Genomic DNA, 12603 nt, shown 5'->3' with positions numbered 1-12603 from the left:
TAGTGTGCGCGCCTTCACACGGGGTGTGAACGGAACACCTGCATCCGCACGGTGCACGCGGTGTCGCTCAGCGTGTTCTCCCGGTTGACTGGGGTCCCGGCCAAGCTTCCGGCTCCCCCTCGAAAAGCGGCGGCTTGGCCGGGTCGAAGGGCGCGGTTCCCCGCACCCTCGACATGCACACCTTGGTGCGGTCGTTCCGCAGGACCAGTACCGCCATGTCGTCCGCCGGGCTGCCGGAGGTGTGGTGCAGGAGGGCGGTGAAGAGGGTGCGCAGAATCGACTGGGGCGAGAGAGACTGACTGCGTACGGCTTCCCGCAGCGCTGCCGGCAGCGAGAAGAAGCGGCCCTTGGCATCCCTGGCGTCCTCCGCCCCGTCGGTGAAGAGGACCAGGGACTCCCCCGGCAGCAGCTGTCCGCAGTGGTGGGCCTCCAGTTCCGCCGGCAACGGGAACGGACCCAGCGGCGGCAGCGGCTCGACGCGGCTCAGCGGCTCGACACGCGTACCGCTGATCCGGTACGGCCACGGATGACCGCAGTTGAAGGCGCTCAGCTCGCCGTCCCGGCCGATCTCCAGGAGCAGGACGGTGACGAACTCCTCGACGACCGGGTGTTCGGCGTGGGCCCCTTCACGCAGGTGGCGGGCGAGGGCGCGGTCCAACCGGCGCAGGACACGGTCGAGTTCGGGCTCGTCGTGGGCCGCCTCGCGGAAGCTGCCGAGGACGGCGGCGACGGTACCGAGGGCGGCCAGACCGTGCCCCCGCACATCGCCCATCACGACCCGCACCCCGTGCTCGGTGGCGACCGCCTCGTACAGGTCCCCGCCGACACAGGCGCCCCGGTCCGCGGACAGCTGGGCGGCGGCGACGTTCAGCCCGTCGAGCCGCGGGGGCAACGGCCGCAGTACGACGCTCTGCGCGGCCCGCGCCACCCGGCGGGCCTGCCGCAGCTCCCGCAGCGGGGCGCGCCGGACGTGGAATATCAGCCCGGTACCGACGGCGAAGAAGACGGCGCTGGTGACGATGCGTGCACCGAGCCCGTCCTGCTGGGCGAGCGGACAGCCGAACTTGTAGGCGACCGCCACACCGCCCCAGAAGATGGGCAGTACGGCTCCCCGCGCGGTGGGTGCCCGTGCCTTGATGCGGATCATGCCTCTGGTCCCCCATGGAGAGTCCCTGACAGAGCAGACGGACCGACCCCGAAAGGCCGGTCCGATTCTGTCGAGGGCATGGTCCAAAAGGGCCGGATCACTCCGGATTCCCACCCAAATGAGTGACCCGCCGTCAGCCAACCCGCATTTATGCAGCTGGGAGAGGGTCGGGCGCCCCCGAGGGGGCGCCGAACTAGCCCCTCAGCACCGCATCCGTACGCTCGCCCGCCAGGGCAACCGCCGCGTCCCGCGCAGCCGACGCCTCGTCCACGGTCAGCGTGCGGTCGGACGCCCGGAACCGCAGAGCGTAGGCCAGCGACTTCTTGCCCTCGCCCAGCTGCTCCGCGCTCTCGTACACGTCGAACAGCCGGATGGACTCGAGCAGTTCACCCGCCCCGTCCCGCAGCGCCGCCTCGACCTCCGCTGCCGGGACGAACTGGTCGACCACGAGGGCGACATCCTGCGTGGCGACCGGGAACACGGAGATGCCCGGCGCCTGCGGGACACCGTCGCCCACCGTCTCCAGGGCGTCCAGGTCCAGCTCCATCGCGCAGGTGCGCTCGGGCAGGCCCAGGGCCTTGACGACACGCGGGTGCAGCTCGCCCGCGTGGCCCACGACCTGCTCCGCACCGTCCGCGACGATCAGCAGCTCGGCGCAGCGGCCGGGGTGCCACGGGCCGTACTGGCCCTTGCGGACGGTCAGTTCGGCACCGGCCTCACGGGCGACGGCACGCGCCGCCTCCACCGCGTCGGCCCAGTCCGCCGGACGGCCCTTGCCCCACCAGCCGGCCTGCTCGCGGGCGCCCGCGAGGACGGCGGCCACGTGCCGCGGCTGCTCGGGCAGCGCGGCGTCCAGCGCGGCGATCTCCTCGTCGGTCGGCCGCCGGTCGACGGGCAGGTGGACCGCGGTCCGCTGCTCCTGACGCGGGTGGAAGACCAGACCGGTCTCGAACAGCGCCAGGTCGTGGCTGCCCCGGCCGACGTTGCGGCGCAGCGCGCCGAGCAGGCCCGGCAGCAGCGTCGTACGCAGCGCGGGCTCCTCGTCGCTCAGCGGGTTGACCAGCTTGACGACACGGCGGGCCGGGTCGTCGGCCGCCAGGCCGAGCTGGTCGAAGACCTGCTCGCCGACGAACGGGTAGTTCGGCGCCTCGACGTAGCCGGCGCCGGCCAGTACCCGGCCGGTCCGGCGGTGCAGCCGCTGCCGGTGGGTCAGACCGCGGCCCGAGGGGAGCTTGGGCAGCGTGGAGGGCAGGTTCTCGTAGCCCTCCAGGCGGATGACCTCTTCGGCCAGGTCGTTCGGGTCGACCAGGTCGGGCCGCCAGGACGGGACGGTGACGATCAGCTCGTCCTGCCCGTACACGTCGCAGCCGACCTGCTGGAGACGGCGTACGACGGTCTCGCGGCCGTAGTCGACGCCCGCGACCTTGTCGGGGTGGTTCGCCGGGATGGTGATGGTGTGCGGGGCCGAGGGCGCGATGATCTCGGTGACGCCGGCCTCCGCCGTACCGCCCGCGAGCAGCACCAGCAGGTCCACCGTGCGCTGCGCGGCGGCCGCGGCGGCCTGCGGGTCGACACCGCGCTCGAAGCGGCGCGACGCCTCGGACAGCAGCTTCTGGCGGCGCGACGCCCGCGCGATGGCGACGGCGTCGAAGTGGGCCGCCTCGATGACCACGTCGGTGGTGCCGTTGACGCCGTCCTCGGTGACCTCGTGGTCGGCGATCTCGGTGTTGGCGCCGCCCATCACACCGGCGAGGCCGATCGGGCCGCGGTCGTCTGTGATGACCAGGTCCTCGGCGTGCAGCGTCCGCTCGACGCCGTCGAGGGTGAGGAGCTTCTCGCCCTCCTCGGCCCGGCGCACGCCGATGGTGCCCTGGACCCGGGAGCGGTCGTAGGCGTGCAGCGGCTGGCCCAGCTCCATCATCACGTAGTTCGTGACGTCGACGGCGAGCGAGACCGGGCGCATGCCGACCTTCTGCAGCCGGCGCTGGAGCCAGATCGGGGAGCGGGCCTCGGGGCGCAGTCCGGTGACGGTGCGGGCGATGAAGCGGTCGCAGCCGAACGGGTCCGTGACCTGGACCGGGTAGCCGTACGCGTTCGGGGCCGGTACGTCGATCAGGGCCGGGTCGCGCAGCGGGAGGCCGTAGGCGATGGCGGTCTCGCGGGCGACACCGCGGATGGACAGGCAGTCGCCCCGGTTGGCGGTGACGGCGATGTCCAGGACCTCGTCGACCAGCTCGAGCAGCTCGATGGCGTCCTTGCCGACCTCGGTCTCCGGCGGCAGCACGATGATGCCGTGGGTGCCGTCGTCGCCCATGCCCAGCTCGTCGGTGGAGCAGATCATGCCGTGGGACGTCTTGCCGTAGGTCTTGCGGGCGGCGATGGAGAAGCCGCCGGGCAGCGTGGCGCCGGGGAGGACCACGACGACCTTGTCCCCGACCGCGAAGTTGCGGGCGCCGCAGACGATCTCCTGGGGCTCGCCGGTGCCGTTGGCCTGACCGACGTCGACGGTGCAGAAGCGGATCGGCTTCTTGAAGCCCTCCAGCTCCTCGATGGTCAGCACCTGGCCGACCACCAGCGGGCCCTTGAGGTCGGCGCCGAGCTGCTCGACGGTCTCGACCTCCAGGCCGGCCGAGACCAGCTTCTCCTGGACGTCGCGGCCGGTTTCCGTCGCCGGCAGGTCGACGTACTCCCGCAGCCAAGAAAGCGGGATCCGCATCAGATCTCCATCCCGAACGGCCGGGTGAACCGGACGTCACCCTCGACCATGTCTCGCATGTCCTCGACGTTGTGGCGGAACATCAGCATCCGCTCGATGCCGAACCCGAAGGCGAAGCCGCTGTACTTCTCCGGGTCGACGCCGCAGGCGGTGAGCACCCGCGGGTTGACCATGCCGCAGCCGCCCAGCTCGATCCAGCCCTCGCTGGAGCAGGTACGGCAGGGCCGGTCGGGGTTGCCGACGGACTCGCCCTTGCAGACGTAGCAGAGCATGTCCATCTCGGCGCTCGGCTCGGTGAAGGGGAAGAAGTTCGGCCGCAGCCGGGTCTTCATGCCCTCGCCGAACAGGGACTGGACCATGTGGTCCAAGGTGCCCTTGAGATCGGCCATGGTCAGGCCCTCGTCCACGGCGAGCAGCTCGACCTGGCGGAAGACCGGGGTGTGCGTGGCGTCCAGCTCGTCCGTGCGGTAGACGACGCCGGGGCAGATCACGTAGACCGGCAGCTCGCGGTCGAGCAGCGAACGGATCTGGACCGGCGAGGTGTGGGTGCGCAGCACGACACCGGACTCGGTGCCGCCGTCCGGGCCCTGGACGAAGAAGGTGTCCGCCTCGCCGCGGGCCGGGTGGTCCGGGCCGATGTTCAGGGCGTCGAAGTTGAACCACTCCGTCTCGACCTGCGGGCCCTCGGCGACCTCGTAGCCCATGGCCACGAAGATGTCCTCGATGCGCTCCGAGAGCGTGGTCAGCGGGTGCCGGGCGCCGGCCGGGACGCGGTCGTACGGCAGCGAGACGTCGACCGACTCCTCGACGAGGACGCGGGCGTCCCGCTCGGCCTCCAGCTCGGTCTGACGGCCGGCGAGGGCCTTGTTGACGGCGCCGCGGGCCATGCCGACGCGCTTGCCGGCCTCGGCCTTGGCGTGCGGGGGCAGGGCGCCGATCTCGCGGTTGGCGAGGGCCAGCGGGGAGGCCGGGCCGGTGTGGGCGACCTTGGCCTCGTGGAGCGCGTCGAGGGAGTCCGCGGCAGCGAAGGCGGCGAGCGCCTCGTCCCGCATGCGCTCGATCTCTTCCGGTTTCAACGCCTCGACCTCGACAGGGTCGTACGACTTATTGGGTGCCGACATCTCTTCCCGTGCTTCCGTTTGTCCCCCAGCTATCACTGGGAGGTGCCCCCAGGCGGATGGTCCCCGTCACCGACTCGCGAGGGCCGGTGAAGGACACAAAGGTGCCAAAGGCCGAGTCTAACGGGGTGGAGGTGGACGAAGAGCCCGTGGGCCGTCAGGCGAGGTACGCCGGGACCGCCACGGGCAGCGTAAATCGGAACTCGGCGCCGCCGACCTGGGCGCGGCCGACGGTGATGGTGCCGCCGTGGGCCTCGACGATGCCCTTGACGATGTACAGCCCAAGCCCCGTGCCGCCGCGCTTGCTGCCCCGCCAGAAGCGGGTGAAGACGCGGTTCATGGATTCCTCCGGGATGCCGGGCCCTTCGTCGCTCACCGTGACCGACGTGCCTGTTTCCTCGCCGTCGCGCGGGGATGCGCAGGGCGTCACGTCAATGGTGACGGTTCCCTCGCCGTGCCGCACGGCATTTTCGATGAGGTTGCTGAGCACCTGGTCGACCTTGTCGGGGTCGGCCCACAGGGCGGGCAGCGGCTGCTCGATGCGGAGCAGGAACCGGTCGGCGGGCTGGCCGGCGGCGACGTAGGCCTGGATGTGCCGGGAGACGGCGGCCCCGATGTCGACCGGCTGGCGGCGCACCTCGAGCCGTCCGCTGTCGATCCTGGAGATGTCCAGCAGCTCGGCGATGAGGCGGGTGACCCGGTCGGCGTCGGCGTCGACGGTCTCCAGCATCAGCCGTTTCTGGTCGTCGGTGAAGCGTTCCCATTTGGCGAGGAGGGTGGCCGTGAAGCCCTTCACGGAGGTCAGCGGGGAACGCAGCTCGTGGGCGACGGTGGCGATCAGCTCGGCGTGGCTGCGCTCGGTGCGGCGGCGGGCCTCGGTGTCCCGCAGGGAGACGAGGACGCTGCGGACGGGCCCGAGGGGCTCGGCACGGACGTAGCGGGCGCAGACGAGCACCTCCCGCCCGCCGGGCAGCAGCAGGTTCCGCTCCGGCTGCCGGACCCGGATGGCGAGCCCGCCGTAGGGGTCGGTGAGCTGCCACCACCGGCGGCCTTCGAGGTCCTCCAACGGCAGCGCCTTCTCCAGGGGCTGCCCGAGGGCGTGGGCGGCGCGCACGGCGGTGATGCGTTCGGCGGCGGCGTTGAAGCAGACGACGCGCCCGTGCTCGTCGGCGACGACGAGGCCGTCGGGCAGCTGGTCGGGATCGAGGCCCGCGTGCTCGCCGCAGTGGGGCGCGGCCGCGCGCCGCGCGTCCCGTCCGCCCGGTTCCCCCGGCGCGCTGCTCGTGCCGGCCACACTCATCCCCGTACCCCACCTCTCAGACGGCGCAGGGCCCCGAGCACGTCACCCTACTAGCTCTCGGTGACGGAGCGGCACCCTCCGGAGGCGCGCTGTGCACGGGCCGACGCGTAGAGACATACGGCGGCGGCGGTGGCGAGGTTCAGGCTCTCGGCCTTTCCGTGGATGGGGACGCGTACGACGGCGTCGGCGAGGGCGCGGGTCTCCTCCGGCAGCCCCCAGGCCTCGTTCCCGAACACCCAGGCGGTCGGCCCGCCCATGGTGCTGCCCCGGTCCAGCTCCTCGTCGAGGTCGCGGTCCCCTGCCCCGTCGGCGGCGAGGATGCGCACACCGGCGTCCTTCAGCCCCTGCACGGCCCGCTCGACGGGGACACCGACGGCGACGGGCAGATGGAAGTGGGAGCCGACGGAGGCGCGTACGGCCTTGGGGTTGTACAGGTCGACGGAGGCGTCGGTGAGGACGACGGCCTCGGCGCCGGCGGCGTCGGCGCAGCGCAGCACGGTGCCGGCGTTGCCGGGGTCGCGCACGTGGGCGAGTACGGCGACCAGTTTCGGCCGGGCGGCGAGCACCCCCTCGAAGGGCGTGTCGAGGAACCGGCACACCCCGACCAGCCCCTGCGGGGTCACGGTGGTGGAGATGTCCGCGATGACCTCTTCGGAGGCGAGGTGCACCCGGGCCCCGGCGCTGCGTGCGGCGCCGATGATGTCGGCGTACCGCTCCGCGGCCTCGACGGTGGCGAACAGCTCGACGAGGGTCGGCTCACCGCCGGCCCGATGCCCGGCCGCCTCCCTGACGGCCTGCGGCCCCTCCGCGAGGAACAGCCGGTCCTTGCCCCGGAAGTTCCGCTTGGCGAGGCGCCGGGCAGCGGCGACACGGGCGGACCGGGGGGAGATCAGCTCGGGGGTGGGCATCCTCTTCACTTTCACGAGAATTTCAACGCGGGGTGTCTCTCGGGCTGCGGCGACTGCACCCCCACCAGGGGCGCGGGGAACTGCGCGACCGGCCACGACGGACCCGCAGCCGAACAGCCGCGGCGCCCCCAACAGCAGGACCCGCAAGCCATAAGGCCTGCGGGTCCTTCAGTCACGTCGGCCGATGCCGGCGCAGCGTCACGCGGCCTTCGGCGCGTTGACGTCCGACGGCAGCGCCTTCTGCGCGACCTCGACGAGCGCCGCGAAGGCGTTCGCGTCGTTCACGGCCAGCTCGGCCAGGATCTTGCGGTCGACCTCGACGTTCGCGGCCTTCAGACCCTGGATGAAGCGGTTGTAGGTGATGCCGTTGGCGCGGGCAGCGGCGTTGATGCGCTGGATCCACAGCTGACGGAAGTCGCCCTTGCGCTTCTTGCGGTCGTTGTAGTTGTAGACCAGCGAGTGGGTGACCTGCTCCTTGGCCTTGCGGTACAGGCGCGAACGCTGACCGCGGTAGCCGGAGGCCTGCTCGAGGATCGCCCGGCGCTTCTTGTGGGCGTTGACTGCCCGCTTGACGCGTGCCACTTGTTAACTCCTTGTAGCGGGGTCGTGGTGGTCCTCACACGACCCGGAAACGACTGGGTCCCGGTCCTGACGTGCGGCGCTCAGGGATGGCGAGCGCCGGTCACGTCACTTGCCGAGAAGCTTCTTGATCTTCGCGGCGTCGCCCGGGGCCATCTCGGCGTTGCCGGTGAGGCGACGCGTGACGCGGGACGACTTGTGCTCGAGCAGGTGGCGCTTGCCGGCGCGCTCGCGGAGCACCTTGCCGGAGCCGGTGATCTTGAAGCGCTTGCTGGCACCGCTGTGCGACTTGTTCTTCGGCATAGCGCCGTTATCTCCTCGTCGGTGGCGCTCCGGTGCCCGGTCGTGAAACCGGGCACGGTGGAGCGTCGCTCTTCTTTCGGTTACATCCACTGGGGACCGCTGTCCCCCGGGATCACGCCTCGGCGGGCTCCTCGGACGGCGCCTCAGCCTCGGCAGGGTTCTGCGACTTACCGGGGTTCGCCTTCGCCTCGGCCTTGCGGGCCTCCTGCGCCTGACGGGCCTCGGCCATGGCCTCGGTCTTCTTCTTGTGCGGACCGAGAACCATGATCATGTTGCGGCCGTCCTGCTTCGGGTTCGACTCGACGAAACCGAGGTCCTGGACGTCCTCCGCGAGGCGCTGCAGCAGTCGGTAGCCCAGCTCGGGCCGGGACTGCTCGCGACCACGGAACATGATCGTGATCTTGACCTTGTCGCCCTGCTTGAGGAACCGTACGACGTGACCCTTCTTGGTGTCATAGTCGTGCGGGTCGATCTTCGGCCGGAGCTTCATCTCCTTGATGACCGTGTGCGCCTGGTTCTTGCGCGCCTCACGGGCCTTCATGGCCGACTCGTACTTGAACTTCCCGTAGTCCATGAGCTTGCACACGGGCGGACGGGCGTTCGCCGCGACCTCGACCAGGTCCAGGTCGTACTCCTGCGCAAGCTCCAGTGCCTTAGCGAGCGGGACGATGCCCACCTGCTCGCCACTGGGACCGACAAGTCGCACCTCGGGAACGCGAATCCGGTCGTTGATGCGGGGCTCGGCGCTGATGGATCCTCCTCGGTAGCACCACACGGTTGTCTGGCGGACAGCCGCGTAAGTCTGTGTTCGTTAGACCTAACCGCGCCGAAGCACAAAAAATGCCCCGGCCGATCACAGGCGGGGCTCCAACGACAACCGGAGCACCGCCGCGGTGACCGCGGGGCGCACTTTCGGGCGACTCCATCGTCCGTACGGAACGATGGTGGCCGCCTGACCGGGTGACCCGCCGTCCCTGAGGACGGTCAGGTGGGAGATCGGAGCCTCCACTTGTGGGCCGAACGCTCTGTTGCACACAGGGCATGTCCGGCCGGTCGTAAACCAGGTTAGCAGGATCGCTTGACAAGGCCTAATCGAGAAGCCGTAATCGGGAACCGCTTAGGGTGTGGGGCATGAGTGAGACCCCTCCTGAGAACCCCGACTTCGACGCGATGACCCGGGACATCGCCGAGGTCCCCGCCGTCGAGGTGATCGTGACGGTCGCCGTCAATCTGATGAGCGCCGCCGCCGTGAAGCTCGGGCTGAGCGAGGAGGGCGGGAAGTACAAGGACCTGGACGAGGCCCGCAAGCTGATCACCGGCCTCGCCGGTCTGCTGGACGCCAGCGCGACCGAGATCAGCTCCTTCCACGCGGCCCCGCTGCGTGACGGCCTCAAGTCGCTCCAGCTGGCGTTCCGCGAGGCGTCGCTCGTCCCGGACGAGCCGGGCCAGGGACCGGGCGAGAAGTACACCGGCCCGGTCTACGGCTGACTCATTCCTTCACGTACAGGGGCTCGCCCGGAGGCGTGGTCCCGGCCGGCAGCAGTGCCAGGTCGAGGCCGCGCACCAGGCGGGCCCTCAGTGTTTCGTCGGCGGCGAGGCGCTCGGCGACCGCGCGGGCGGCCTGGGCGGGCGCCGCGGCCGGGTCGAGGACGAGGGCGAGGGTGCCGTCGGCCTGCCCGGGTCCGAGGTGGGCGCGCAGCACGGCGGGTTCCGCCGCCACGGCCGTACGCACGGCCGCCAGCACGGCCGGGTCGGTGAGCGGGTCGGTGGTCGTGCGGCCCTCGGCGAGGGCGAGCAGCGCCGGGCCGGTCAGCTCGAACGACACGGGCCCCGCGAGATCCAGCACGATCGTGTCGGCCTTCTCGTGGGCGGCGGCCTGCAGCGCCTGGTGCAGGGGTACGGCGACCGGGCGGGCCTCGGGGTCCCAGCGGGCGAGCGAGCCGGTGGAGGTGAACGCGGGCAGCGCGGTGCGGTGGCCGGCCTTCAGGGTGGGTACGGCCATGTCGCTGGTCTTCTCGCGACGCAGCCCGTTCCCGTCCTCCTCGACCTCGCCGAGCACGGCGACGACCGGGACGAGCAGGCGGGCGCCCTTCAGGGCCTCGAGGACGGGCTCGAGGGCGCCGCGGTCCTCGGCCCAGGCGGCGAGCGCGGCGCTCAGCCGGGGGTCCGCGGAGCCGTCGTCGTCGGAGAAGCCGGGGTCGGGAATGTTCTTGTTCGCCACGGTCACCGACCCTATCGGGGGCGGCCGGCCGGACCGGTGCCGGGCCGCGGACACCGCTGTCACCGCCGTAACCGCTGTCTTTCACTGCCGTCACCCTGTGACTGCCGTCACCGCCGTCACCGTCGGCGGCACGGTCTATGTGAAGGCACGGGCGCACGCGGGGGCCGCGGCCGTATCGTCGGCGGCGACGCCCTCGGCCTCCCCTTCGGCCGGGGCGGGCGAGGAGGCATCGGTGACGAAGGCGGCGGTGGACCGGGGCGCGCTGCTGAGCGAGGCGATGGCCGCGGTGAGCGTGCCGTCGGGCGCCGAGGTGTCGGCGGCCGTACTGGCGGTGGACTCCGGCGAGAGCGCCGGGTACGGGGAGGCGGCCTTCGACGCGGCGAGCATCGTCAAGGTCGACATCCTGGCCACGCTGCTGCTCCAGGCCCAGGACGCGGACCGGCGGCTGACGGCGGCGGAGAAGGCGTACGCCACGAAGATGATCGAGAACAGCGACAACGCGTCCGCGACGCGGCTGTGGCACTCGATCGGCCGGGCGGAGGGTCTGGACGCGGCCAACGAGCGCTTCGGGCTGACGGCGACCTCCGGCGGCGACGGTGAGCTGTGGGGGCTGACCCAGACCACGGCGACGGACCAACTCACCTTGCTCCGGCAGGTGTTCGGGGTCGGCGGCACCCGGCTGAGCGCGGCCTCCCGGGCGTACCTCCAGGACTTGATGGGATCGGTCGAGGCCGACCAGCGGTGGGGGGTGTCGGCTGCCGCCGACACCGGCTCCTTCGCTCTGAAGAACGGCTGGCTGCCGCGCAGTACGACGGGGCTGTGGGACGTGAACAGCATCGGGCGGGTGACGGTGGACGGCACCGGCTACCTGGTGGCGGTGCTGTCGAAGGGCACCGGGAGCCAGGAGGAGGGCGTCGCGCTGGTGGAGGCGGCGGCACGGGCGGCGCTGTCGGCGTTCACCGGTAAGTGATCGGTGTGAACCGGTGATCGATCGGGTTTCCGTCGTCAATTGATCTAGCCTTCAAGGTACTTGACGATGAGCAGGCCGGACGATGGCGCCCTCTTTACCGTTTTGCTGAGCACCTCGGATCCGGCCACGGAAGGAGTGCGGTGCCTCCCGTACGCCCAACTCGCCGATCCCTCATAGCCGGTGGCCTCGGAGCCGTCGCCGCGGCGGCCGTTCCGCTGTCGCTGCCCGCTCCGGCGGCGGCGGCCGGTCTGGTCCCCGTCCGGCTGGCCGGGCCGACCGGGCCCGCTCCGGTGGGCGCGGTGGAGCTGCACCTGGTCGACCCCTCGCGGACCGATCCCTGGTCGGGGCAGGCGCGCGAGGTGATGGTGACCGTGACGTACCCGGCCGTCGACGTCCGTGACCGCGCGATGCTGCCCTGGCTGCCGGCGGGAGCCGAGCGCGCGCTCAAGGCCCGCTTCAAAGGCGCGGTGGACGGCTACGCGCTCCCGCGGACGCACAGCGCGGACCACGCGCCGGCCCGGCCGGGCCGGCGGCCGGTGCTGCTCCACTCGCCCGGCTACCAGGCGGACCGCACGTTCAACACGCTGGTCATCGAGGAACTGGCGTCCTGGGGCTACGTCGTGGCCGCGGTCGACCATCCCTACGACTCGGGCGAGGTGGAGTTCCCGGACGGCCGGGTGGTGGTGACCCGTCCCGGCGACGGGAGCGTCGAGGCCGTCACGGCCGCGGTCGACGTACGCGCCGCCGATCTGCGGTTCGTCCTCGACGCCCTGGCCGTGCTGGACCGTGGCGGCAACCCCGACGCCGAGCGGCGTCCGCTCCCGCGCGGGCTGCGCGGCACGCTGGACCTGACCCGGGTCGGCGTCTTCGGTCACTCCAGGGGCGGCGCCGCGGCGGCGGCCGTGATGTACCTGGACGGGCGGGTGCGGGCCGGCGTCGACCTGGACGGCGGCCTCGCCGGGCCGGTGGTCCAGCACGGCCTCGACCGGCCGTTCCTGCTGATGGACACGGCGATCCACGACGGGCTGAACCAGGATCCCTCCTGGCCCTCGTTCTGGGAGCACCTGACCGGCTGGCACCGCTGCCTGCGGCTCGCGGACGCCGACCACAACTCCTACACCGACATCGTGGCCGTCGCGCCCCAGCTGCCCGAGGCGGTGCGGCAGCAGTTGCAGGCCGGCACGATCCCCGCCGACCGGGCCGTCGCCGCCGTACGGGCGGCCGTGCGGGCCTTCTTCGATCTCCAGCTGCGCGGCCGCCCGGACACCGGGCAGCTGCTGCGGGGTGCCTCGCGGCGCCACCCGGAGATCCTGTACATCGCCGGTTAGCGGCCGCTGCCCC

Annotated in this window: 12 protein-coding genes; 3 read left to right on the top strand and 9 right to left on the bottom strand. The window is 71.8% G+C overall.

Annotation, left to right across the window (positions count from 1 at the left end; all coding sequences use genetic code 11):
• Nucleotides 1-67: 67 nt before the first annotated feature.
• The 8 genes from A6P39_RS32990 to infC form a co-directional block, all read right to left on the bottom strand.
• On the bottom strand, nt 68-1147 hold the full coding sequence (locus A6P39_RS32990) for a PP2C family protein-serine/threonine phosphatase (protein ID WP_067055016.1): 1080 nt from the start codon (nt 1145-1147) through the stop codon (nt 68-70).
• Nucleotides 1148-1340: 193 nt separating this feature from the next.
• Nucleotides 1341-3863 carry a phenylalanine--tRNA ligase subunit beta gene (gene pheT, locus A6P39_RS32985; protein WP_067055013.1) on the bottom strand — a complete coding sequence of 841 codons (2523 nt, stop codon included), beginning with the start codon at nt 3861-3863 and terminating at the stop codon, nt 1341-1343.
• Nucleotides 3863-4984, bottom strand: a complete 1122-nt coding sequence (gene pheS, locus A6P39_RS32980) for a phenylalanine--tRNA ligase subunit alpha (protein ID WP_067055010.1) — start codon at nt 4982-4984, stop codon at nt 3863-3865. The genes pheT and pheS overlap by 1 nt, the downstream gene beginning before the upstream one ends.
• 154 nt (nt 4985-5138) lie before the next feature.
• Nucleotides 5139-6281, bottom strand: a complete 1143-nt coding sequence (locus A6P39_RS32975; RefSeq protein ID WP_067055007.1) for a sensor histidine kinase — start codon at nt 6279-6281, stop codon at nt 5139-5141.
• 50 nt (nt 6282-6331) lie between these two features.
• Nucleotides 6332-7189: a TrmH family RNA methyltransferase gene (locus A6P39_RS32970; RefSeq protein WP_067055005.1), complete on the bottom strand. Its 858-nt coding sequence runs from the start codon at nt 7187-7189 to the stop codon at nt 6332-6334.
• 198 nt (nt 7190-7387) lie between these two features.
• On the bottom strand, nt 7388-7771 hold the full coding sequence (gene rplT, locus A6P39_RS32965; RefSeq protein WP_006141703.1) for a 50S ribosomal protein L20: 384 nt from the start codon (nt 7769-7771) through the stop codon (nt 7388-7390).
• A 105-nt stretch (nt 7772-7876) separates the two neighbouring features.
• On the bottom strand, nt 7877-8071 hold the full coding sequence (rpmI, locus tag A6P39_RS32960) for a 50S ribosomal protein L35 (RefSeq protein ID WP_003977225.1): 195 nt from the start codon (nt 8069-8071) through the stop codon (nt 7877-7879).
• 112 nt (nt 8072-8183) lie between these two features.
• Entirely contained in the window at nt 8184-8846 is a 663-nt protein-coding gene (gene infC / locus A6P39_RS32955; RefSeq protein WP_030654735.1) for a translation initiation factor IF-3, read from the bottom strand.
• A gap of 356 nt (nt 8847-9202) precedes the next feature.
• Between infC and A6P39_RS32950 the strand changes: the two genes are divergently transcribed.
• Nucleotides 9203-9559, top strand: coding sequence for a DUF1844 domain-containing protein (locus A6P39_RS32950; RefSeq protein WP_067055003.1), 357 nt, complete (start codon nt 9203-9205; stop codon nt 9557-9559).
• Between the two features lies 1 nt (nt 9560).
• Here the strand turns inward: A6P39_RS32950 and A6P39_RS32945 are convergent, their stop codons facing one another.
• Entirely contained in the window at nt 9561-10292 is a 732-nt protein-coding gene (locus A6P39_RS32945) for an SseB family protein (protein WP_067055160.1), read from the bottom strand.
• On the opposite strand from A6P39_RS32945, the gene A6P39_RS32940 reads away from it, so the two are divergent.
• Together A6P39_RS32940 and A6P39_RS32935 are read left to right on the top strand one after the other, a co-directional pair.
• Nucleotides 10276-11262: a serine hydrolase gene (locus tag A6P39_RS32940; RefSeq protein WP_443053007.1), complete on the top strand. Its 987-nt coding sequence runs from the start codon at nt 10276-10278 to the stop codon at nt 11260-11262. The genes A6P39_RS32945 and A6P39_RS32940 overlap by 17 nt on opposite strands.
• A gap of 140 nt (nt 11263-11402) precedes the next feature.
• On the top strand, nt 11403-12590 hold the full coding sequence (locus tag A6P39_RS32935) for an alpha/beta hydrolase family protein (protein WP_234379233.1): 1188 nt from the start codon (nt 11403-11405) through the stop codon (nt 12588-12590).
• Nucleotides 12591-12603: the final 13 nt, after the last annotated feature.

The sequence above is a fragment of the Streptomyces sp. FXJ1.172 genome, assembly GCF_001636945.3.
Classification (GTDB): Bacteria; Actinomycetota; Actinomycetes; order Streptomycetales; family Streptomycetaceae; genus Streptomyces.
The sequence above is the reverse complement of the archived record's forward strand: the minus strand, read 5'-3'. Positions and strand labels throughout refer to the sequence as shown.

Bases quoted from the DNA above. Each gene is read 5' to 3' on its own strand.
- A6P39_RS32970 (WP_067055005.1), bottom strand. From the start codon at position 7,189: ATGCCCACCCCCGAGCTGATCTCCCCCCGGTCCGCCCGTGTCGCCGCT.
- pheT (WP_067055013.1), bottom strand. From the start codon at position 3,863: ATGCGGATCCCGCTTTCTTGGCTGCGGGAGTACGTCGACCTGCCGGCG.
- A6P39_RS32990 (WP_067055016.1), bottom strand. From the start codon at position 1,147: ATGATCCGCATCAAGGCACGGGCACCCACCGCGCGGGGAGCCGTACTG.
- A6P39_RS32940 (WP_443053007.1), top strand. From the start codon at position 10,276: ATGTTCTTGTTCGCCACGGTCACCGACCCTATCGGGGGCGGCCGGCCG.
- pheS (WP_067055010.1), bottom strand. From the start codon at position 4,984: ATGTCGGCACCCAATAAGTCGTACGACCCTGTCGAGGTCGAGGCGTTG.
- A6P39_RS32950 (WP_067055003.1), top strand. From the start codon at position 9,203: ATGAGTGAGACCCCTCCTGAGAACCCCGACTTCGACGCGATGACCCGG.
- A6P39_RS32975 (WP_067055007.1), bottom strand. From the start codon at position 6,281: ATGAGTGTGGCCGGCACGAGCAGCGCGCCGGGGGAACCGGGCGGACGG.
- rpmI (WP_003977225.1), bottom strand. From the start codon at position 8,071: ATGCCGAAGAACAAGTCGCACAGCGGTGCCAGCAAGCGCTTCAAGATC.